Source organism: Streptomyces millisiae (assembly GCF_031845425.1).
GTDB classification, from domain to species: domain Bacteria; phylum Actinomycetota; class Actinomycetes; order Streptomycetales; family Streptomycetaceae; genus Streptomyces; species Streptomyces millisiae.
In genome coordinates this window covers 1-20,204 of sequence record NZ_JAVREM010000032.1, presented here as the reverse complement: position 1 = coordinate 20,204, position 20,204 = coordinate 1, and the positions used below count along the sequence as shown (strand labels likewise).

Sequence of the window (20,204 nt, the reverse complement as noted above, 5' to 3'; positions counted from 1 at the left end):
GAACCCGGGCGCGATGCGCGCGGGGACCCGCGTGGTGCTTCGGGCGGCATACGGCGAGCGGCTGTTCAGTTGTAAAAAGCAGTCCTTGCGGTGCCCTTGGGGGGCATCGGTTGCCGTATGCGGGGCCTGACAGACGCACACACTGCCGGAAGCGAGAGCCGGGAAGCAATTCGACCCCGTGTGGGAAAGCTCACACGGGGTCGGGGCTTGTCAAGTCGGTGAAACCCGGAATTGACGCGCCTGCCTGGGGTTTCACGGGCGGGGCAGGCGCCCCGGCGGGGGGATAACCGCCGGGACGCCTGGTTCGCGCCGTTGGGGCGACTAAATGCGCCCCTCTTCCAGCATTTCGGTCACCAGCGCGGCGATCGGGGAGCGTTCGGAGCGGGTCAGGGTCACGTGCGCGAAGAGCGGATGCCCCTTCAACTTCTCGACCACGGCGACCACTCCGTCGTACCGGCCGACGCGCAGGTTGTCCCGCTGCGCCACGTCGTGCGTCAGCACCACCCTGGAGTCCTGACCGATCCTGGAGAGCACCGTCAGCAGCACGTTGCGCTCCAGCGACTGGGCCTCGTCCACGATGACGAACGCGTCGTGCAGCGACCGGCCGCGGATGTGGGTGAGGGGCAGCACCTCGAGCATGCCGCGCGCCACGACCTCCTCGATGACCTCGCGGGTGGTGACCGCGGAGAGGGTGTCGAAGACGGCCTGCGCCCACGGGTTCATCTTCTCGGCCTCGGTGCCCGGCAGGTAGCCGAGGTCCTGGCCGCCCACCGCGTACAGCGGCCGGAAGACCATCACCTTGCTGTGCTGCCGCCGCTCGAGCACCGCCTCGATGCCGGCGCACAGCGCGAGCGCCGACTTGCCGGTGCCGGCCCGGCCGCCCATCGAGACGATCCCGACCTCCGGGTCGAGCAGCAGGTCGAGCGCGATGCGCTGCTCCGCGCTGCGGCCGTGGATGCCGAACGCCTCCCGGTCGCCGCGGACCAGCCGGATCCGGCCGTCCGGCGCGACCCGGCCCAGCGCCCGGCCGCGCTCGGAGGAGATCACCAGGCCGGTGTGGACGGGCAGCTCGGCGGCCACCGGGTCCTTGACGCTCTCGGCGGCGAAGAGCTCGTCGACCGCCTCGGCGCCCAGCGAGATCTCGACCATCCCCGTCCAGCCGTCGGCCTCGGTGATGGCCAGCTCGGCCCGGTACTCCTCGGCGGCGAGCCCCACCGACGACGCCTTGATGCGCAGCGGCAGGTCCTTGGAGACGACCGTCACGTCGTGGCCCTCGGCCTGCAGGTTGCGGGCCACGGCCAGGATGCGGGAGTCGTTGTCGGGGAGCCGGCCGCCGCCGGCGCGCATGGCCGGGGGCAGGATGGTCGGGTCGGAGTGGTTGAGCTCGACGCGGAGCGTGCCGCCGAGCTCCCCTACGGGCAGCGGGGCGTCGAGCCGCCCGTGCTTGACCCGGAGTTCGTCCAGCCGGCGCAGTACCTGCCGCGCGAAGTATCCGAGCTCTGGGTGGTGCCGCTTGTCCTCCAGCTCGGAGATGACGACGACGGGCAGCACCACCTCGTGCTCGTCGAAACGGGTGATGGCCGCCGGATCGGCGAGCAGGACACTGGTGTCGAGGACGTACATGCGCCGGTCGCTGGAACGCTTCTTGCTGCTGGCCACGTGTGGACGAACCCCCTCGGACGAGGTGTGGAATCAAGGCGCCGCCCAGGGCGCCGGGGGTTGAGAACCGGCCCCGGCCCGCCGCGCACGGGCCAGGACCCGGCCCAGATCCCCACGAGAGAAGGGGGTGACGTGGTGCGCAAACGGGCCTCCCGGCGGACCGTGCCGACGCACGGTCCGCGAGGAATATGCCCGCGCCTTGCGCATCTCATGCGAAGAACGCCCTGGACGGCCGCCTCGCGACAGTGTGGTGACCGCCTATGGCCCCGAGGCTATCCGCCCGGAAATGGGGGTGAAAGTGCCGATGGTCCCTAGCTGAAGTCGCCAGGCGCCTCGGGCCGCCTAGACGCCGTACCTGCGGTGCCTGGCCGCGTAGTCGCGCAGTGCGCGCAGGAAGTCGACCTTGCGGAAGGCCGGCCAGTACGCCTCGCAGAAGTAGTACTCCGAGTGGGCGCTCTGCCAGAGCATGAAGCCGGAGAGCCGCTGCTCCCCGCTGGTGCGGATCACCAGGTCGGGGTCGGGCTGGCCACGCGTGTACAGGTGGTCGGAGATGTCGCTCGTGGTGAGCGACTCGGCGACCTCCTGGAGGGACTGGCCGTCGGCGGCCCGCTTGGCGAGCAGCGAGCGGACGGCGTCCGTGATCTCCTGCCGGCCGCCGTAGCCGATGGCGACGTTGACGAGTATCCCGGGACGCTTTCCGGCCAGCTCCTCGGCCTCGCGCAGCACCCGGCGGGTGCGCTCGGGCAGCACGTCGAGCGCGCCGACGTGGTTGACCCGCCAGCGGCCGTCCTCGGCGAGGTCGCGCACGGCGCCCTCGACGATGGAGAGCAACGGGGTCAGCTCCTCCTCCGGCCGGTTGAGGTTGTCCGTGGAGAGCAGCCAGAGGGTGACCACCTCGACGTCCGTCTCCGAGCACCAGCCGAGCAGGTCCCTGATCTTGGCGGCGCCGGCCTCGTGGCCCTCTCTGGTGGTGCCGCCCGACGCCTTGGCCCAGCGGCGGTTGCCGTCCAGGATGACGCCGATGTGCTTCGGTCCCCGGGCGGTGTCGAGGTGGCCCTCGACCCGTCGTGCGTACAGTCGGACGGCGACGCGACGCAGGGTGTTCTTCATCGCGCTCTTGATCGCGCTCATCGTGTGTGTCAGCCCCTCCTGGCCCTCTCCCCGTGCCCGGGCACTCTAGCGCCGCCGCCTCCCGACACGAACCGGAACCGGTGGATCCGGCCAGCCGGGGCGGCGGGACCGGTGGGCGGAATCCGGGCAAGAAAAAGCGGGCCGGTCCGTGGGGGGGGTTACGGACCGGCCCGAGGGGGGGATTCCACCGTAACGCATGTCGGTGCCCGGCGTATGCACCTGGGCGTGATTTAGCTCGCGAGTCCCGCCAGCGTCAGGCCGGCGAGCGCGCCCAGAGCCATGAAGGGGCCGAAGGGCACGGCCGTCCTCCGGCCCGCCCGGCCCGCGATGACCAGGGCCGTTCCGTAGCCGGCGGCCAGCAGGAAGCCCACGAACGTGCCGGCGAGCACCGCGGGCCAGCCGTACCACCCAAGGGCTACGCCCACGGACAACGCCAGCTTGACGTCGCCGAAACCCATGCCGTTCGGGTTGATGACGAACAGCAGCAGGTAGCAGGCGCCGAGCGCGAGGCCGCCGAGCAGCGCGCCGGGCCAGCTGCCGCCGGCGCCGGGCAGCGGCGCCGCCACGCCGAGCCCGACGAGCAGCCCGCCGGCCAGCGGCAGCGTCAGGGGGTCGGGCAGCCGCTGCACCGCGAGGTCGACCGTGGCCAGCAGCACCATCACCGGGGCGGCGAGCAGCCAGACCACCAGTTCGGGACGGCTCCCGACGGCGGCGGCGAGCGCGGCGCAGCAGCCGGCGGTCGCCAGCGCCGTGCCGGTCGCGGCCCCGGGCCGCGCGGCGGTCGGCGGGCAGCCCGCGCAGCGGCCGACGCCGAGCCAGCCGGCGGCGACGCGGCCGGTGAGCCGGTGTCCCGCCGGGCAGGTGTCGCGCCAGGGTTCCCCGGCGGGCACGGCGAACCGGTAGACGGGGCGGGCCAGCAGCGCGCCGACGAGGGCGCCGTAGCCGCCGGCGGCGACGATCAGCAGCGGGTGCACGGGGCGAGCGTAGGTGAGGATCCGGATCCGGAAACCCATGCGGGCCGGTCTGCCCGAGTGGGGGGATGGGCAGACCGGCCCGTGAGATGGGCCGGACCGGAGCGGGGGGGTGGCTCACGGTCCGCCCGGCCAGCCGTCGCCGGGGTGGGAGTGGCGACGCTGGCAGTACAAGGCGCCGGCTGGGGTGCCGACACGGGGAACCATACATCACGGTCTCTCCGGCTGTGACCCCCCTGGTCCGTGGCCCCGGCAGACCCGGCGCAGCGCCCGACCGTAGCGGCGGGCGGCGGCCCGCTGCGCGATCCGGGCCAGCGGACCGGCCAGTCCGACGTACCAGACGCCGGGCCTGCTGACGGCCGTCACCGTGAGCCAGACGGCGTCGTCGGGGTCGCGGGTCACGACGAACGACTCCTCGCCGCGCTCCGGATGGCCCGGCAGCGTGCCGTAGGCGAAGCCGACCCGGTCCGGCTCCCGGACCGTCCACACGACGCGGCAGTCGCCGCCGATCCGCAGCGGCCCCACGCCGAACGCGACCGTGAGCCGCACCCCGGGCCCGGCGACCTCGGCCTCGCTGGTCACCCGCACCCCGGCCGCGTGGTGCATGCGCCAACGCAGCACGGCCTCGCCGGCCGCGACGGCGAGGGCGCGGCCGCTGCCGAGCCGTACCCGCTCGCGCAGCAGGTGGTAGCCGGCGGGCGGCGACGAGACGGGCCGGCCGGCGGTGACGCCGACGTGCGGATAGCTGAAGTCGCCTCGCTCACTCACTGCCGTGTCCTCTCCGCCGCACCTCGCCGCGGTGCCTCGCCGCCGCACCTCGCCGCCGCGCCTTCGCTCCGCACTAGGATGCGACGCACGGTACGCGAACTGGCGGTCGATCCGGGGGCATTACGTGACAGGAGTGACGGGGCGGTCGGGTCAGGACTCCGCCAGGTTCCGGGAGCTCGGGGACACCGATCCCCGGCAGGTGGGCACCTACCGCGTCCACGCCAGGCTCGGCTCGGGCGGCATGGGCAGCGTGTACCTCTCCTACACACCCGGCGGGCAGCCGGTCGCGCTGAAGGTGGTGCGGGCCGAGTTCGCCGACGACCCCGACTTCCGCCGGCGCTTCGCGCGCGAGGTGACGGCGGCCCGCCGGGTGCAGGGCGTCTACACGGTGCCGGTGCTCGACTGCGACACCGAGGGGCCGGCGCCGTGGCTGGCCACCGCCTACGTTCCGGGGCTGCCGCTCGGCGACGTCGTCGGCGACCACGGGCCGCTGCCGGTGGAGACGGTGCTGCTGCTCACGGCCGGCGTGGCCGAGGCGCTGCAGTCGATCCACGCGGCGGGGATCGTGCACCGGGATCTGAAGCCGGGGAACGTGCTGCTGTCCGCGGACGGTCCGAAGGTGATCGACTTCGGCATCGCGCAGGCGGCCGACGGCACGGCGCTGACCGGCACGGACGTGCGGGTGGGCACGCCCGCCTTCATGGCGCCGGAACAGATCATGGGCACCCCGGCGATCTCGGCCGCGACGGACGTCTTCGCGCTGGGCGTCGTCATCCACTACGCGGCCACCGGCGGCCACCCGTTCGGCGAGGGCTCGGCGCACGGTCTGATGTACCGCATCGTGCAGGAGCCACCCGAGCTGTCCGGCGCGCCGGAGGCACTGCGCGGCCTGATCGGCGCCTGCCTGGCCAAGGACCCGGGCGCGCGTCCTTCCCCGGCGCAGGTCATCGAGTCCTGCCGGCTGCTGTCGCCGGGCGGAACGCTGCGCCGCGAGGGCAGCTGGCTGCCGGCGGAGCCGGCGGCCCGCGTCACGGGACTGCGGCGGACGGGCCTCCCGACGATGCCGGCGATGCCGCCGGCCACGACGCCGGCCACAACGCCACCACCACCCGGCGGCGGCCGCCGCCGCCTCGCGCTGCTGCTCACCGCCACGGCGGTGGTGGCGACGACACTCGGCGCGGTGCTGGGCGCGCGGCTGCTGGGCGGCGACGCCTCGGACGACGCCGCCACGGGGCGCGACGAGCCGGGGGCGACGGACGGGGCGACCTTGGAGGAGGCGGGTGCGGGGGAAGGAAGCTCGGAGGAAGGCGGCTCGGAGAGCAGTGGCTCCGCCGAGGCGGGCGAGGACGACGAGCCGGTGCGGGACGGGGCGTATGAGGTGGTCAGGAGCGAGGTGGCGCTGCCGATCCAGGCACCGAGGTTCCGCGAGGACGCCTTCGTCACGATCCTCGGGGACTGCAACGAGGCCGACCTCACCCTGCTCGACCTGACGACGCTGACGGCCCAGGCCGGCGTCCGCCGTGGCAGCGTCGAGTACGCCGAGTTCGAGAGCGAGGCCAGCGTCCGTTACATGTTCTGCGACGACGAGCGCGTCTCGGAGGACGGCCTCTGGTTCGACCCCGACCTCTTCGTGGGCCTCACCGAAGATCCCGATGTCAACGCCCAGGGCTGCTACGACGCGGCCCACGAAGCGCCGCTCCCCAACCCCGTGCCGCCGGACGACATCCTGAACGACACCAGCCTCCGCGAGAACACCGGCATCTGCGTGGAGGCCCCGGACGGCACGCTGGTGCTGCTGTGGATCGACTCGGTCGAGCCGGACCCCAACAACCGTGACCTTCGCAGCTACCTCACCACCGCGACCCAGTGGCGGCCCGCCGACTCGTGACGGCGGACCGGGGCTTCACTCCGTGGTGGGCCAGGAGATCTCGACCCGCCGGTTGCGCTGCCGGCCGTCCTCGGTGGCGTTGTCGTACAGCGGGTAGTCCTCGCTGTAGCCGCGGACGTTGAACTCTATGCCGGACGGGTCCTCGATCAGGCCGAGCAGCACCTGCTGGGTGTTGCGGGCACGGTCCTCGGAGAGCGCCAGGCCGTAGTCGTAGTCACCCTGGTCGTCGGTGAAGCCGAAGATGTTGACCCGGGCCGGCTGGTACTCCTCGATGGCGGCGGCCACCTCGAGCAGCGCCTCCTCCGCCGCGGAGGAGAGGTCGGCGCTGTTCTCGGCGAAGAGGACGTCCGTCTGCAGCGTGAACTTGTGGGTGCCGCCGGTCTGTTCCTCGCGCTGACCGCCTCCCCCGCCGGCGGGCGCCTGACCGTCGTCCGGGTCCTCCGGTGTCTCCTCCTCCGGTTCCCCCGGGGTGGCGTCCGGCGTCTCCTCGGGGGTCTCGGTGTCGCTCTCTCCGGTACCCAGGTCCTCGGTGATGAACTTGACGTCGAGCACCCGGGGTTCGGCGAGGGACGCGCCGTCGGTCAACATCAGTCCGGCCGCCTCCGGGTCGACCTCGGGCGGGGCCGGCGCCTCGTAGCCGGGTGGCTGCTCGATGTCCTCGTCGCCCTCGTCGGCCACCGCCGGCGTCCCGAAGGCCAGCACGGCGGCGCCGGTCAGCGTGATCACGGCGACGCGGGCGCGGTGGTGTGCTCGGTTCGTCATCTGCCGGCTCCGCTCAACGGATCTCGATGGTTGCTGGGGGCATCTGCCCGATCTGGAAGTCCACCTCGGTGGTGCCCGGGTCGGGCTCGGGGAACTGGGCGAACCAGCTCATGGTGTCGCCTGCCTCGATCTGAAGGCCGAAACCGGTGCACAGGCAGCGGCCCTCGGTGTCCCGAAGGATCAGGTACCGCTTGCCCTCCTCGCGCGCGGTCAGCGTCGCGCCGGCCATCGAGAAGTCGTTGCCCGCGAGTTCGCGTTCGTCGCCGGCCCAGGCGGCGGTGCCCCAGTTCTCCCCGCCACCGTTGTGGATGGTGCCCTCGATGGTGAGGAACCCGCCCGTCTGCCGTTCGGCGCTGGTGATGGTCAGCGTGATGTCCTGCTCACCGGTCACCTCGGCGAGCACCGCACCCGCTTCTCCCTCGCCCGGCTCGGCGTCGTCGGTCTGCTCGTCGTCTCCCGAGTCGCCGCCGTCCTCGGTCTCCTGTGAGGTCTCCGATGCGCCGTCGTCTTCGTTCCCCTCGTCGCCGCCTCCACCGCCACAACTGGCCACCGCGATCACCAGGGCGGCACCCAGCGCGGCCACGATCAGAATGAGGCGCGACTTGCTGTCACGGAGGTCCATCAGGCGCCATTCCTTCGCATTTCTCTCGTCGGAGATCAGTCTTCCAGGTAGACCCGGAACAGGTCCCTGGCTTCCGGTCTTCCGGCCTCGTCCCCCGGGTCGAAGGACCAGTCGCGGTCCTCGTCGCACCGGAGCTCGATCCGGTCGTCCTCTTCCGTGGTCAGTTCGCACTGGCCACGGATGACCGCCGTGGCCTCGGCGGTCGCCGTGAGGTCCTCGGTTCCGGGGATCAGCGAGTCGCCGACCGTGTCCCGCGTCTCGACGACCACCCGGTAGCCGTCGCCCGCTTCGCTGCGCCCGCAGTCGTCCACATTCGCGTCGTTGCGGTCGGCCAGCCTCGCGGCGGCGTCGCACGGGGGCCCGTCGGGCAGGTCGAGCCCGTCCAGGATGTCGCCCAGGTCGATGTCCTCGTCCCCATCCTCGCCGATCCCGCCGAGGAAGTCGTCGTACAGGAGGTCGCGGGCCTCCTGGGCGGCGGCGAGCGCCGCCGCGTCCGCCGCGGACTGCCCGCTGCCGCGGGTGAGCGCCGCCTGGGCGAAGACGAAGAAGATCAGGGCGGCGGTGAGCAGCCCCGTCACCATCCATATGTAGAGCGGGAACACCGCCCCCCGGCTGTCGAGCGCTAGAGGATGTCGCCGATCGCGCTGCGCATCGCGTCCGCCACCAGGCCCGGAATACCCAACCCCAGGACCGCGACGACGACCGCGGCGATCAACAACAGCAGCCCCGCGTACTCCACGAACCCCGCGCCGCGGTCCGTGTAACGGCCCTGTGTCCGTTCCGCGATGGCGCGTCCCCACTGCAGCAGCCTGCTCATGGCGTCCCTCTCTTCCGGCTGGTGTCGGCGCAGCCGGGTTCCTCGGGCTCCTGCCCCTCCGGTCCACACGGTACTGCGGAGCGGCGGCCTGGGGTATGGGGGACGGGGGGCAACTCTGCCCAGGTGGCGTGCTCTTGACGGTGCGACGCACCATGCCCGACCCCCTCCCAGCGGGCGAACCCGTACACGTGTCGGCACTGACTGTGCCACACCGAGCGCGACTTGGGCAGGGAGACCCGGTGAACGAACGGCGTCGCCCGGCGTCGTGCCGTGCGGTGCGGCGGTGCCGAGCAATGTGCCCGTCGCGTGGTGTGGCGAAACTCAGACCGCCTGCTGGCCACCGCCGTCTCCGCCGCTCTCGCTCAGCGAGCTCTCCAGGTCGGTCTCGAACTCGCCGACGGTGCGGATCACCGTGTCGGCCATCTCGGCGAGTCCTTCGAGCTGTTCGCTGATGTCGCCGCGGCCGTCCTTCCAGCCGCTGACGAAGTCGTCGAGGGCGTCCACGATCCGGTCGTCGCCGAACGAGTCGTTGTACTGGTCGAACGTGTCGCCCGTGCGGTTCATGTACTCCTTGACGCTGCGCAACTGCGGGCCGAATTCGCTGAGTTCAGTCAGCGGAATGGCCATCCGCTCGCCGCTGTCCGCCATGGTGTGTTCCCCCCTACTCGCTGGTTTCCGGAGCGCCGACGAAACGGAAGGTGGAGGTGATGGCGTCGAAGACGTCGAAGAACGAGTCGGCCAGGTCGAGCACCTGGCTGCTGCCGGACACCAGGGCCACCGCCCCGTCGTCGCCGGGGACCGGGATGAAGGTCTGCATCAGGACGGCACGGACGGTGCGCGAGTCGCCGGGGACCGGGATGTCCTCGATGCCGCGGGTGCGGGCCGCGGTGCCGACGTCCGGGATGTCGACGGTGCTCACCTCGCGCCACGCGTCGCCCTCGCGGCGGGCCTGCCGGGTGCCGAGCTGGCGGACGATGGCCGCCGGGTCGGTGGGCAGCACCTCGCCCGACGAGGTGCGCGCCCCCACCAGGGAGACCGTCACCGAGGCGGTGATCGGCGGCCCGCCGCCGAAGCTCTGGGCCATGCAGCCGCAGTACTGCGCGCCCGAGTCCCAGGCCTGGCGGGCCTGCCGCCGCAGGAACGAGGTGATCACCTCGCGGTGCTCGGCCATCTCGGGAACGGCGCGCACCCGCTCGTCCACCATGCGCCGGATGCTGTTGTCACGCGTCTCGGGGCGCAGGTCGAACTCCCACCAGGAGTCCGGCACCGATATCCGGAAGCCCTGACGCTCGATGGTGACCGCGTCGGCCCACTTGTCGGCCATGGTCGTCGCTCCTTAGCTCCCGGCCGGCTAGCCGCGGAGACCTTCCTCTAGCTGCTGGTCGAGATCGGAGAAGCCGTCGGCCGCGCCGTGCAGGAAGTCGCCGAGCCCCTGGAGCGCCTCGAGGGTCTGCCGGGCACCGTTGGTGAACTCGTCGTACTTCTGGTCGAACGCCGTGGCCGAGCGGGACACGTAGCCGTCCTGGACGAGGTCGGAGATGTAGGTGCGCAGCTGCGTGAACTTGTCCAGCAGCGCGTCCTTCTCCTCGACCAGGCGGTCCCCCGCGCTGTGCATATCCGCGTATGTGACGTCCAGGTCACCTTCGGCCATGAGTGACACCCCCTTCGGTTCCAGGTTAGTGGGGATCGCGTCCCGGTGGTCCAACGGGTTCGTAACAGGACCTCGACACGACGATCAGTGGTTGTCAGCGGCGGTCAGCGGTTGTCGAGTATCGCCCCGAAGTCGGTTCCGGAGCCGAGGATCATGCCGGTCACGATGATGATCATGGTGGCGGGAACCATGAACACCAGGGTCGCCATCGTCGCCATCGGGATGGCCCGGGCGGCGCGGCGGCGGGCGTTCTGGGCGTCGGTGCGGCGCATGTCCTTGGCGATCTGGATCAGCGTCTCGGCGATCGGCGAGCCGAGCTCCTCGCCCTGCTGGAGCGCCGAGACGAACTGGTTCACCGGCTCCGAGTCGTTGCGCCGGCGCAGCTCCTCGAACGCCTGGCGGCGGGAGACGCCCACGTCCATCTGGCGCAGCGTGATGCGGATCTCGTCGGCCCAGGGTCCCTCGTAGCGGGCCGAGACGCGGTCCAGGGCCTGGCGGAAGCCGAGTCCCGCGGAGACGACGACGGCGAGGACGTCGAGGAAGTCGGGCAGGGTGCGGTCGATGACGTCGCGGCGTTCCCTGATGCCCTGCCAGATGGTGGCGTCGGCGGCGAACAGGCCGAAGGCGGCGGAGAACAGACCGAACACCGGCCAGCCGGCGGCGAAAAAGAGGAGGGTGGTGAGCAGCCCGAAGACGCCGTAGACGGCGCGCCTGGCGGCGTACCTGTCGATGGTCAGGCCGCCCGGGTGGCCGGCCTGGTCGATGCGCCGGCGCTTGCGGTCCACCGCCTTGCGGCCCATCAGCCGCAGCACCAGGGGCGCGAGGCGGATGCCGAGCCGGTCGACGAGCGAGCCGCTCGCCGAGACCCGGGTGGAGCCGATCTCCAGCGCGAGGGCCAGGTCGGCGGGGAGTGTGGCGCCGGAGCGCAGCATGCGGACGGCCGTGACGATGCCGAGGACGGCGGCGCCCATCGCGAGGCCGAGGAGCAGTCCTACCACGGGGTTGGTACCTTCCTAGACGTCGATCCGGCCGAAGCGGCGGACGACGACGAAGCCGACGATGTAGAGGCCGAACGCGACGACCATGGCGACCTGGCCCGCGACGCTGCCGGTGACCCGGCCGAGCGCGCCGGGCGACATGGCGTTGATCATGAGCAGCGCGCCGAGGCCGAGGGCGGGCACGGTGACGGCGGTCGCGTTGATCTCGGCGAGCATGGTGCGCACCTCCCGCCTGGTCTCCTTGCGCTCCTCCAGGGTCTCGGTGAGGTTGCGCAGCGAGGCGACGATGGTGCCGCCGGCCCGGTTGGCCAGGATCAGGGTGGTGACCAGCACGTTGAGCTCACGGGACGGCAGCCGGTCGCCGAGGTCGGCGAGCGCCTCCTCCATCGACCGGCCGACGGCCAACTGGTTGGCGACGATGGCGAGTTCGGCGCCGGCCGGGTCCTCCATCTCCTCGGCGGCCATGGAGAGGGCGGTGCGCATCGCCAGGCCGGCGGCGGTGCCGTTGGCGATCAGCCGGGCGAGTTCGGGGAGTTGGCCGATGAAGCGTTCGGTGCGGCGGGCCCGCTGCCAGTTGAGGAAGGCGTTGCCGGCCCAGAGCGCGACGGCGCCGCACAGCGGGCCGAAGAACGGCGCGAGCACGGCGGAGCCGATCAGCCAGAGCGCGGCGACGGCGGCCAGTACGTAGGCCGCGTACTCGCCGACGGTGAGGTCGAGTCCGGTGGCCCGCAGCTTGAGTCGCAGCCGGCGGCCGAGGTCGGTGTCGCGCAGCCGCCGGTCCAGGGCGTCGAAGCGGCGCCGGCGGCCCGGCGGTCTGGCGGCCGGCTGGTCGCCGCCGGCCTCGCCCGCGGCGCCGGCCCCTGGCGCGGCGAGCCGGTCGAGCAGGGTCCGGGCCTGGGCGCGCCCGGAGGCGTAGGCGTGCAGCCCGGCGACGGCGCACACCAGCGCGAGCAGGGCGAGGCCCAGGGCCAGGGTTGAGAGGCCGCTCTCCATCAGTACGCCTCCCGGGTGGCGAGGTGGGTGTCGTCGAGGTGGACGCCGAACGCCTGCGGGATCTGTTCGCCGGCCAGGTAGAGGCGGTCTGCGACGGCCCGCGGCACGGGGTGGTGCGTGAACCTGCCGTGCACCCTGCCCTCCGGCGTCATGGGCTCGGCGTGGAACGCGGCGACGGTGGCGATGCGGAAGGGCTCGCGGCCGTGCGAGGCGAGGAACGCGATCTCGGCGATCCGGCGGGAGCCGTCGGGGTGCCGCACCAGTTGGACGAGGACGTCGACGGCGCTGTTGATCTGGTCGCGCAGCGCCTCGAACGGCACCTGGAGCTCCGACATGGACGCCAGGGTCTGCAGCCGCATCAGCGCGTCCTCGGCGCTGTTGGCGTGGACGGTGGCGAGGGAGCCGTCGTGTCCCGTGGACATGGCCTGGAGCATGTCGAGCGTCTCGCCGCCGCGGACCTCGCCGACGATGATGCGGTCGGGGCGCATGCGGAGGGAGTTGCGGACGAGGTCGCGGATGGTGACCTCGCCCTTGCCCTCGATGTTGGGGGGCCTGGACTCCAGGCGGATCACGTGGTTCTGCTGGAGCTGGAGCTCGGCGGCGTCCTCGACGGTGACGATGCGCTCGCCCTCCGGGATGAGGCCGCTGAGGGCGTTGAGCAGGGTCGTCTTCCCGGAGCCCGTGCCGCCGGAGACGATCACGTTGAACTTGGCGCGGACCAGGGCCGAGAGCAGCAGCACCAGGTGCTCGTCGAGGGTGCCGAAGCCGATGAGCTCGGGGAGGGTGTAGGCGCGGGGGAAGCGGCGGATGGTGAGGGTGGCGCCGGAGAGGGAGAGCGGCGGGATGATGACGTTGACGCGCTCGCCGGTGGGGAGGCGGGCGTCGACCATCGGGTTGGACTCGTCCACGCGGCGGTTGACGGTGGAGACGATGCGTTCGATGGTCTGCATCAGCTGTTCGTCGGAGGCGAAGCGGAGCGGCAGCCGCTCGACGCGGCCCGAGCGCTCGACATAGATGTGGTCGGGGCCGTTGACCATGATCTCGGTGATGGAGGCGTCCTCGAGGAGCGGTTCGAGGATGCCGAGGCCGAGGGCCTCGTCCACGACGCGGCGGATGAGGAGCGTGCGCTGCTGGGTGGAGAGCACGGGGCCCTCGCGGCTGAGGATGTGGCCGAGGACGCGCTCCAGGCGGTCGCGGCGCTCGGCCGTGGAGAGGGACGACATCTCGGCGAGGTCGATCTCCTCCAGCAGCTTGGCCCGGTATGTCGCGACCAGCCGGCTGTCACCCGGGCCGGCCGCGGCGGGCTCCTCGGGGGCGGTGATGCGGGACTTCAGGCCCATCGCTCGTGCTCGCTCTCAGTCGCAGGGCATGGTGACGGTTCGGCTGGCGGAGCCGAAGTCCTGGATGAACGGCAGGACGGAGGGGACGGGGACGGAGGCCGTGACGGTGGCCTCGTCGCCGCAGGCCGAGAGGTCGAAGCTGGCGCCCTCGGCGAGGAACCCGCTGATCGCGGCCCGCCCGTTGGCCTCGTACCGGTCGGCGATCTCCTCCTGCGCGGCCGTCCGCGCGGCCGCGCGCGCCGCGGACCCGGCCTGGAGGGCGGCGTACCCGGCGACGCCGAGCTGGATGGCCGCCAGCGCGACGATGATCAGCAGCGGCACCCAGCCGGCGAACTCCACCGCGGTGACACCGCGGTCGCCTCCCCCACCCGCCCGCCGCGCAGCGTCTCGCATGGCTACCCCTCCTCTATCGCGCCGGCGCGGCCGGTGACCGTGACCGGGAGGCTGAAGGCGCCGGGGAAGAGCACCGGGACGCGGAGTTCGACCACGGCCTGCCGGACGTCGCCCTGGAGCGGGCAGGAGACGGAGGCGTCCCAGGCGCCGGATATGTGCTCCAGCGCCGCCTCCGCGCAGTCGCCGCCGGCGGCGGCCGCGCGGGCGCCCTCGTCGGCGGCGTTGCCGGCGAGCGAGAAGGTGTAGCCGATCACCACGCACTGCCAGATGACCGCCAGCATCACCAGGATCAGCGGGAACAGGCCCGCGAACTCGACGAGGACCGCGCCCCGGTCGCGGTCGCCCGGCGGGGCGGCCGCGGTCACGGCCGCCTGCCCCTGCGGCGGCCGCCGGCCGGGGCAGCGTCGGCCGGGGTCAGGCCGATCTCCGCCGCCAGCGCCCACATGGCGCGCCGCACCTGGCCCCGCGCGTCCAGGTCCTGGATGCGGCCGGCGTCCTGCGCCTCCTGCAGTTCGCGGAAGCCGGCCGGGATCACGGCGCGTGCCACCTGGGTGCCGGTGATCCTGGCGACCAGCTGCGGCTGGATCGCGCTGGCCCGGCCCATCCGGTTGACCACGGTCAGCGTGTCCTGCGCCTTGCGGATCTGCAGCCGGTCCCACATCCGCACCATCCGGTTGACGGCGCGCACCGAGATCACGTCGGGCGTGGTGACCAGCAGCGCCGCGTCGGACATCTCGATCGCCGCCGCGTTGGCCGCGTTCATGTGCGAGCCGCAGTCGACGACCACCAGGTCGTAGCGGGCGCGGACGGCGGACAGCAGATGGCGGGCGGTGGCCTCGGTGACGTCCTCGCCGCGCTCGCCCTCGGCGGGTGCGATCAGCAGGGCGAGGCCGGTCTCGTGGGGGAACACCGCCTCGCCGAGCACCTGCGAGGTGATGTCGGCGATGCCGGCCAGGTCGGCGACCGAGCGGCGGAACTGCACGTCGAAGTAGGAGCCCACGTCCCCGCAGAGCAGGTCGAGGTCGACCAGGATCACGCCGCGCTGGTAGGTGCCCGAGCTCTGCGCGGCGAGCGCCAGTTGGGTGGCGAGCAGGGTGGCGCCGACGCCGCCCTTGGCGCCGGTGACCGTGACGACCCGGCCGCCGGGCCCGGGGGCCACGGCCTCGCCGGCGCCCAGGTGGCGCCGGACGCCGGCCGCCCAGTGCGCCGCCGCGGAGATCCGGGCGGCCAACTCGTCGTAGGACAACGGGAGGCCCGCCAGGCCGCGGGCCCCCGCGTCCATGGCCGCCGAGTAGAGGCCGGCGCTCGGGTTCTCCGAGACCAGCACCACGGCGACCGCGGGGAACCGGAGCGCCACCTCCCTGATCAGCTCCAACGCCGGCAGCGGGCCCACCCGTTCGTGGAGGACCACCACCTCGGGCAGGTCGGCGACCGAGTCGTGGGTGAGGGCGCTCAGGGTGTCGAGCAGGGTGGTGGAGTCGGGCACGGAGCGCATCGGCTCGCTGTCGGGCAGTTGGCTGAGCAGGGTGAGCAGGGCACGGGCGGTGTCCGGGTCACCCACCGCGGGCAGAACGCGCGTCGTCATCGGATCGGGTCACCTGCTTCCTTACGGGAAGAGCGCGTCGAGATCGAGGTGCGGATCTCCCGCGTTGTCACCAATGATGGTGTACGTGCGCTCCTCGTCGGGGATCTCCCGCTCCTCCCCGGGCGCGACCAGCGCGAGCCGCACCTGCTCGGCGAACGCCTCGGCGAAGGTGACCCGTTGGGCGTCCACGTTGTCGAGGGCGAAGGTGATGGGGACCGCCTCCGTGGAGTTGCGGTCGTCGTCCGTCACCTCGGTGAGGTCGCCGACCTCGATGACCTCGGCGTTGTTGACCATCAGCCGGACGATCTCGTACTCGTCCTCCTCGCTCTCGCCGTTCCGCTCCTGGACCCGGAAGGCGGCGTACATGTTGATGGTGGCGCCGGGGTAGATCTTGCCGGCCACGCCGGTCGAGGCGTCGATCATGACGGCGATCTCCTGCTGCCCCGGGTCGAGTTCCGGCCGGTCGGAGAGCATGTCGCGCTGGAGCAGGGAGCCTTCACGCAGCGGGCCGACCGCGACCTGGCCCTCGACCTGGTCGAGGTCGGTGACCGCCGTGTCCGGTATGTAGCGCTCGGGCATGGAGACCTCGCGCAACTGGTCGGCCGTCACCTCCTCGTAGGGGTCGACGTCCTCGCGCAGCTCGTAGGTCGTGACCTCGGGTCCGACCCTGGACTCCACGTCGTTGACCACCGCGAGCACGCCGGCGAAGGCGCCGAGTGCCAGCAGGACCGAGACGACCAGCAGCAGGATGCCGCGTCGCTGGCGAGCGTTCATGAAACGTGTCTACCTTCTCGTCTTGCGGCACGGGTTCGGTCGGGCTGCCTCGCGTCAAGTGTTTCCCCGGTGGCGGCGGTTATCCGCCCCCGGGCGCCAGGGCTCGGCGACCGGCCGACGCTATGGCGCGCGGCGCCCGGTCCTGGTGCGTCACGGGCGCCGAGCAGAACGCGCAACGGTCGCCGATCAGGCTCAGGCCGCACCAGTGGCAGATCTCCTGCCGCATGGAGCCGACCATCTGGTAGAGCAGCGAGGCGTCGGGGATGGCCGCGGCGAACTCGACGAGCTTGGGGGTGGCCCACCAGTCGCTGGAGTCCGACGGCAGCGGCACCGGGCGCACCGCCTGCACCTGCCACTGGCGGGCCAGCCGGCCGGTGACCCAGGCGCTGTCCAGGTTGCCGGCGGCGTAGGTGAGGGCGGTGGAGAACTGGGGCCCGGCCAGGGGGACGTCCCCCTCGGCGCGCACGAGTTGCGGGGTGGGACCGGCCAGCACGGCGCACTGGCCGCCTGGTTGGCGCCCGCCGGCCGCCGCCGTGGGGAGCGTGACGGGCACCCGGTCCAGCCGGCTGCCGGAGGCGAGCAGGGCGCCGGCGTAGATGTAGTGGGCGAGCAGGCGGGCGGAGGCGCCCAGCACCCCGGGCCCGAAGTCGCAGACGGAGAGCTGCCGCAGCTGCCGCACCAGCACGGCGGTGCCGAGCGGCGGCAGCGCGCTGGGCAGCAGGGCTATCCGGTCGGTCTCCAGCATGGCCCGCACCGCGTGCAGTCGTTGGACGTGGGCGCGGGGCGTGGTGGTGGGGTAGACGACTATGTAGTACCCGTGCTGCTGGACGAGTTGACCGGCCTCTTCGAGCGCCGCGGCGAACTCCTGCCGGTCCGGCGGGGTCAGCACGTGGGCGCCGGGCGTGTGCGGGTCGGTGGGCGGCAGCACGAGGTCGGCGCTGGTGACCGCGATGGCAGTCGGCATCGCCGCTCCCCCCTTGGTGGTTTGCCCCCAGGACAGCTGTCGGCAGCTTATCGACTGCGGGGCGTCGGCAGAACGCGCGTCAGGAGAACGCCCGTCAGAAGAACGTGCGGATGTAGTCGGTGACGGTGCCGTCGCCGGCGACCAGCGGGATCAACGGCCACTTCTCGAAGATGGTGCAGGGATGGGACATGCCGAGCGCCACCCAGTCCCCCACCTCGGGCCCCGCGGCCCCGGCGGCCACGGTGACGAACGCGTGCTGGTCGGCGAGGCGGGCGACGGCGAGTCCGCCGCCGCCCCGCACCCGGCCGTCGGTGCCGCGCACCGCCTGCACCTCGGGCAGGCCCAGGTCGTAGGCGATGTCGCGCTTGCCAGCGTTGAGCAGCGCGAGCCCGGGCTCGGGGCGGGAGACGACCTGGGCCCAGAGCCGGAAGGCGGGCAGCAACGAGCCTTCCTGCGGCACCCGGTTGAACGGCGTGGCGTTGCGGTAGCGGCCGTCGTCGTGGGAGACGTAGGCGCCGGACCGCAGCATCCGGCACACCGGTCTGGAGAGGTCGGGGAGTTCGCCGAACGCCTCGGCGACGGCGTCGAACCAGGCGGAGCCGCCGGCGCTGACGATGATCTCCGGCAGCCCGGCGAACCGGCCCGCCTTGTCGAACTCGACCGCGAGCGCGCACAGCAGGCCCAGCCACTCGCGCACCGACTCGGCGTCGGCGTCCGGCAGTTCGCCCTCGTAGCCGGCGACGCCCACCAGCCGCAGGGTGCCGGTGGCGGCGACCGCGTCGGCCACCTCGGCGGCCTGCGCGAAGTCCCGGACGCCGCTGCGGGCACCCGGCGCGCCGAGCTCCACGACGACCTCGACCTGCCGGACGGCGCCCGCGGCGCGCAGCGCCTCGTCCATGAGCGCGACGCCGCGCGTGGAGTCGACGTAGCAGACGCAGCGGAAGACGCTGTCGTCGTCCTGCTCGGCGGCGAGCCAGGCGAGCGCGGCCGGGTCGACGAGCTGGTTGGCGAGGAAGATCCGCGGCACGCCGAACGCCCGCGCCACCCGGGCCTGGTGCGGGACGGCGACGGTGATGCCCCAGGCGCCGTGGTCGAGTTGGCGCTGGAAGAGCTGGGGCGCCATGGTGGTCTTGCCGTGCGGGGCGAGGTCGAGGCCGTGCCGGGACGCGAAGCGCTGCATCGAGCGCAGGTTGTGGTCGACGGCCTCGGCGGAGAGGGTGAGCAGCGGCGTTATGAAGCCACCGGTGTAGAGGTCGCGCCGCTCGGCGACCAGCTCGCGTACCCGCAGCCCCGTCGCGCCGGGCGGCAGGCCCTTGAAACGGAAGTCGATGATCTCGTCGGCGAGCGCGTCGAGCGGTCTGGTCATGGCGACTCCGTGGTCGTGGGAGTGGTGTGGCCGTGCCCGGCTGACCGCCGGGATCCCCGCACCCTACCTAGCACCGGGTAGCCGGTGGGTCAACGGAGCGCGATGGCCCCCGGGGGCGCGGGGGGCACCCGCGTGGGCGAAAACACAGGGCAGGCCGCGTTACACGGCCGTAAGGTTGCGAGCATGATGCAGGTGATCCAGTCGGCCAAGCTCGCCAACGTCTGCTACGAGATCCGGGGCCCGGTTCTCGACGAGGCGCAGCGGCTGGAGGCGGCGGGCCACCGCATCCTGAAGCTCAACACGGGCAACCCGGCGGCGTTCGGATTCGACTGCCCGCCGGAGATCCTGGAGGACATCCTCCGCAACGTCTCGTCGGCGCACGGCTACGGCGACGCCAAGGGCCTGCTGGCCGCGCGGCGCGCGGTGACCCAGCACTACCAGACCAGGGGGATAGAGCTCTCGGTCGAGGACGTGTACCTGGGCAACGGCGTCTCCGAGCTGATCCAGATGTCGATGCAGGCGCTGCTCGACGACGGCGACGAGGTGCTGGTGCCCGCGCCCGACTACCCGCTGTGGACGGCGTCGGTGGCGCTCGCCGGCGGCACGGCGGTGCACTACCGCTGCGACGAGCAGTCGGACTGGATGCCGGACCTGGCCGACCTGGAGCGCAAGATCACCGACCGCACCAAGGCGTTGGTGATCATCAACCCCAACAACCCGACCGGCGCCGTATACGACACGGAGATGCTGGAGCGGCTGACGGACATCGCCAGGCGGCACCGGCTCGTGGTGTGCTCCGACGAGATCTACGACCGGATCCTCTACGACGGCGCGACGCACACGTCGACGGCGGCCGTGGCGCCCGACCTGCTGACGCTGACGTTCAACGGCCTGTCGAAGAACTACCGGGTGGCCGGCTTCCGCTGCGGGTGGCTCGCGGTGTGCGGGCCGAAGGAGCACGCCAGGAGCTATGTCGAGGGCCTGACGATCCTGGCCAACATGCGGCTGTGCGCCAACATGCCGGCGCAGCACACGGTGGCGGCGGCGCTCTTCGGGCGGCAGTCGATCGAGCAGCTGGTGCTGCCGGGCGGCCGGATGCGGGAGCAGCGGGACGTCGCGTACGAGCTGCTGACGGAGATCCCCGGGGTGACGTGCGTCAAGCCGAAGGGGGCGCTGTACGCCTTTCCGCGGCTCGACCCGAAGGTCTACAAGATCAAGGACGACCGGCAGATGGTGCTTGACCTGCTGCGGGCCGAGAAGATCATGATCGTGCACGGGACCGGGTTCAACTGGCCCGAGCCGGATCACTTCCGCATCGTGACGTTGCCGCCGGCGGACGAGCTGCGGTCCGCGATCAAGCGGATCGGCTCCTTCCTCGACGGCTACAGCCAGTTCTGACACGACCGGGCCCCGCCGCGGCGCGCAGCCGACGGCGCCGCCCCGGCGCTGCGCGCCGGCTTTTCCCCCACCCGCCCTCTCGACGCGCTTCGCGCGAAGGCCGCCCCCGGCGCGGAGCGCGGGG

22 protein-coding genes are annotated in these 20,204 nt (G+C 72.5%); 2 read left to right on the top strand and 20 right to left on the bottom strand.

Translation table 11 applies throughout. The annotated features are described in order from the left end of the window. Positions 1-321: 321 nt before the first annotated feature. The 4 genes from RNC47_RS21855 to RNC47_RS21840 form a co-directional block, all read right to left on the bottom strand. Complete coding sequence (locus RNC47_RS21855) at positions 322-1,623, bottom strand: PhoH family protein (protein ID WP_311601217.1); 1,302 nt, start codon at positions 1,621-1,623, stop codon at positions 322-324. Between the two features lie 378 nt (positions 1,624-2,001). Continuing rightward, the gene (locus tag RNC47_RS21850) at positions 2,002-2,790 is read right to left on the bottom strand and encodes an isoprenyl transferase (protein ID WP_394814840.1); all 789 of its coding nucleotides are present in this window, start codon (positions 2,788-2,790) and stop codon (positions 2,002-2,004) included. 230 nt (positions 2,791-3,020) lie between these two features. After that, positions 3,021-3,803, bottom strand: coding sequence for an A24 family peptidase (locus RNC47_RS21845; protein ID WP_311601172.1), 783 nt, complete (start codon positions 3,801-3,803; stop codon positions 3,021-3,023). 168 nt (positions 3,804-3,971) lie between these two features. Further along, positions 3,972-4,529 carry a DUF1990 family protein gene (locus RNC47_RS21840; RefSeq protein WP_311601171.1) on the bottom strand — a complete coding sequence of 186 codons (558 nt, stop codon included), beginning with the start codon at positions 4,527-4,529 and terminating at the stop codon, positions 3,972-3,974. 124 nt (positions 4,530-4,653) lie between these two features. On the opposite strand from RNC47_RS21840, the gene RNC47_RS21835 reads away from it, so the two are divergent. After that, complete coding sequence (locus RNC47_RS21835; protein WP_394814839.1) at positions 4,654-6,417, top strand: serine/threonine-protein kinase; 1,764 nt, start codon at positions 4,654-4,656, stop codon at positions 6,415-6,417. Between the two features lie 15 nt (positions 6,418-6,432). On the opposite strand, the gene RNC47_RS21830 is transcribed toward RNC47_RS21835, so the two are convergent. The 16 genes from RNC47_RS21830 to RNC47_RS21755 form a co-directional block, all read right to left on the bottom strand. Beyond that, positions 6,433-7,179 (bottom strand): OmpA family protein, encoded by a 747-nt coding sequence (locus RNC47_RS21830; protein WP_311601169.1) that lies wholly within the window; start codon positions 7,177-7,179, stop codon positions 6,433-6,435. A 13-nt stretch (positions 7,180-7,192) separates the two neighbouring features. Beyond that, positions 7,193-7,801: a hypothetical protein gene (locus RNC47_RS21825; protein ID WP_311601168.1), complete on the bottom strand. Its 609-nt coding sequence runs from the start codon at positions 7,799-7,801 to the stop codon at positions 7,193-7,195. 35 nt (positions 7,802-7,836) lie between these two features. Next, a complete protein-coding gene (locus tag RNC47_RS21820; protein WP_311601167.1) occupies positions 7,837-8,403 on the bottom strand; it encodes a hypothetical protein in 567 nt (188 codons plus the stop codon). A 20-nt stretch (positions 8,404-8,423) separates the two neighbouring features. Continuing rightward, positions 8,424-8,618: a hypothetical protein gene (locus RNC47_RS21815; RefSeq protein WP_311601166.1), complete on the bottom strand. Its 195-nt coding sequence runs from the start codon at positions 8,616-8,618 to the stop codon at positions 8,424-8,426. Positions 8,619-8,939: 321 nt separating this feature from the next. Further along, the gene (locus RNC47_RS21810) at positions 8,940-9,266 is read right to left on the bottom strand and encodes a hypothetical protein (protein ID WP_311601165.1); all 327 of its coding nucleotides are present in this window, start codon (positions 9,264-9,266) and stop codon (positions 8,940-8,942) included. 13 nt (positions 9,267-9,279) lie between these two features. Continuing rightward, positions 9,280-9,942, bottom strand: coding sequence for a hypothetical protein (locus RNC47_RS21805; RefSeq protein ID WP_311601164.1), 663 nt, complete (start codon positions 9,940-9,942; stop codon positions 9,280-9,282). A 27-nt stretch (positions 9,943-9,969) separates the two neighbouring features. Next, on the bottom strand, positions 9,970-10,269 hold the full coding sequence (locus RNC47_RS21800; RefSeq protein WP_311601163.1) for a WXG100 family type VII secretion target: 300 nt from the start codon (positions 10,267-10,269) through the stop codon (positions 9,970-9,972). A 104-nt stretch (positions 10,270-10,373) separates the two neighbouring features. After that, a complete protein-coding gene (locus tag RNC47_RS21795; protein ID WP_311601161.1) occupies positions 10,374-11,267 on the bottom strand; it encodes a DUF5936 domain-containing protein in 894 nt (297 codons plus the stop codon). Between the two features lie 15 nt (positions 11,268-11,282). Continuing rightward, on the bottom strand, positions 11,283-12,260 hold the full coding sequence (locus tag RNC47_RS21790; protein WP_311601160.1) for a type II secretion system F family protein: 978 nt from the start codon (positions 12,258-12,260) through the stop codon (positions 11,283-11,285). Continuing rightward, on the bottom strand, positions 12,260-13,600 hold the full coding sequence (locus tag RNC47_RS21785) for a CpaF family protein (protein ID WP_311601159.1): 1,341 nt from the start codon (positions 13,598-13,600) through the stop codon (positions 12,260-12,262). The genes RNC47_RS21790 and RNC47_RS21785 overlap by 1 nt, the downstream gene beginning before the upstream one ends. 15 nt (positions 13,601-13,615) lie before the next feature. Continuing rightward, positions 13,616-13,993 (bottom strand): TadE/TadG family type IV pilus assembly protein, encoded by a 378-nt coding sequence (locus RNC47_RS21780; RefSeq protein WP_311601158.1) that lies wholly within the window; start codon positions 13,991-13,993, stop codon positions 13,616-13,618. A gap of 2 nt (positions 13,994-13,995) precedes the next feature. Then, complete coding sequence (locus RNC47_RS21775; protein ID WP_311601157.1) at positions 13,996-14,358, bottom strand: TadE/TadG family type IV pilus assembly protein; 363 nt, start codon at positions 14,356-14,358, stop codon at positions 13,996-13,998. Then, positions 14,355-15,578, bottom strand: coding sequence for an AAA family ATPase (locus RNC47_RS21770; protein WP_311601156.1), 1,224 nt, complete (start codon positions 15,576-15,578; stop codon positions 14,355-14,357). The genes RNC47_RS21775 and RNC47_RS21770 overlap by 4 nt, the downstream gene beginning before the upstream one ends. A gap of 21 nt (positions 15,579-15,599) precedes the next feature. Beyond that, on the bottom strand, positions 15,600-16,352 hold the full coding sequence (cpaB, locus tag RNC47_RS21765; protein WP_311601154.1) for a Flp pilus assembly protein CpaB: 753 nt from the start codon (positions 16,350-16,352) through the stop codon (positions 15,600-15,602). 79 nt (positions 16,353-16,431) lie between these two features. After that, positions 16,432-17,316 (bottom strand): YhbY family RNA-binding protein, encoded by an 885-nt coding sequence (locus RNC47_RS21760; RefSeq protein WP_311601153.1) that lies wholly within the window; start codon positions 17,314-17,316, stop codon positions 16,432-16,434. Between the two features lie 94 nt (positions 17,317-17,410). Next, positions 17,411-18,682, bottom strand: coding sequence for an alanine racemase (locus RNC47_RS21755; RefSeq protein WP_311601152.1), 1,272 nt, complete (start codon positions 18,680-18,682; stop codon positions 17,411-17,413). Positions 18,683-18,868: 186 nt separating this feature from the next. On the opposite strand from RNC47_RS21755, the gene RNC47_RS21750 reads away from it, so the two are divergent. Next, complete coding sequence (locus RNC47_RS21750) at positions 18,869-20,080, top strand: pyridoxal phosphate-dependent aminotransferase (protein WP_311601213.1); 1,212 nt, start codon at positions 18,869-18,871, stop codon at positions 20,078-20,080. Positions 20,081-20,204: the final 124 nt, after the last annotated feature.

Bases quoted from the DNA above. Each gene is read 5' to 3' on its own strand.
- RNC47_RS21855 (WP_311601217.1), bottom strand. From the start codon at position 1,623: ATGTACGTCCTCGACACCAGTGTCCTGCTCGCCGATCCGGCGGCCATC.
- RNC47_RS21850 (WP_394814840.1), bottom strand. From the start codon at position 2,790: ATGAGCGCGATCAAGAGCGCGATGAAGAACACCCTGCGTCGCGTCGCC.
- RNC47_RS21845 (WP_311601172.1), bottom strand. From the start codon at position 3,803: ATGGGTTTCCGGATCCGGATCCTCACCTACGCTCGCCCCGTGCACCCG.
- RNC47_RS21830 (WP_311601169.1), bottom strand. From the start codon at position 7,179: ATGACGAACCGAGCACACCACCGCGCCCGCGTCGCCGTGATCACGCTG.
- RNC47_RS21825 (WP_311601168.1), bottom strand. From the start codon at position 7,801: ATGGACCTCCGTGACAGCAAGTCGCGCCTCATTCTGATCGTGGCCGCG.
- RNC47_RS21815 (WP_311601166.1), bottom strand. From the start codon at position 8,618: ATGAGCAGGCTGCTGCAGTGGGGACGCGCCATCGCGGAACGGACACAG.
- RNC47_RS21810 (WP_311601165.1), bottom strand. From the start codon at position 9,266: ATGGCGGACAGCGGCGAGCGGATGGCCATTCCGCTGACTGAACTCAGC.
- RNC47_RS21805 (WP_311601164.1), bottom strand. From the start codon at position 9,942: ATGGCCGACAAGTGGGCCGACGCGGTCACCATCGAGCGTCAGGGCTTC.
- RNC47_RS21800 (WP_311601163.1), bottom strand. From the start codon at position 10,269: ATGGCCGAAGGTGACCTGGACGTCACATACGCGGATATGCACAGCGCG.
- RNC47_RS21790 (WP_311601160.1), bottom strand. From the start codon at position 12,260: ATGGAGAGCGGCCTCTCAACCCTGGCCCTGGGCCTCGCCCTGCTCGCG.
- RNC47_RS21785 (WP_311601159.1), bottom strand. From the start codon at position 13,600: ATGGGCCTGAAGTCCCGCATCACCGCCCCCGAGGAGCCCGCCGCGGCC.
- RNC47_RS21780 (WP_311601158.1), bottom strand. From the start codon at position 13,993: ATGCGAGACGCTGCGCGGCGGGCGGGTGGGGGAGGCGACCGCGGTGTC.
- RNC47_RS21770 (WP_311601156.1), bottom strand. From the start codon at position 15,578: ATGACGACGCGCGTTCTGCCCGCGGTGGGTGACCCGGACACCGCCCGT.
- cpaB (WP_311601154.1), bottom strand. From the start codon at position 16,352: ATGAACGCTCGCCAGCGACGCGGCATCCTGCTGCTGGTCGTCTCGGTC.
- RNC47_RS21760 (WP_311601153.1), bottom strand. From the start codon at position 17,316: ATGCCGACTGCCATCGCGGTCACCAGCGCCGACCTCGTGCTGCCGCCC.
- RNC47_RS21755 (WP_311601152.1), bottom strand. From the start codon at position 18,682: ATGACCAGACCGCTCGACGCGCTCGCCGACGAGATCATCGACTTCCGT.
- RNC47_RS21750 (WP_311601213.1), top strand. From the start codon at position 18,869: ATGCAGGTGATCCAGTCGGCCAAGCTCGCCAACGTCTGCTACGAGATC.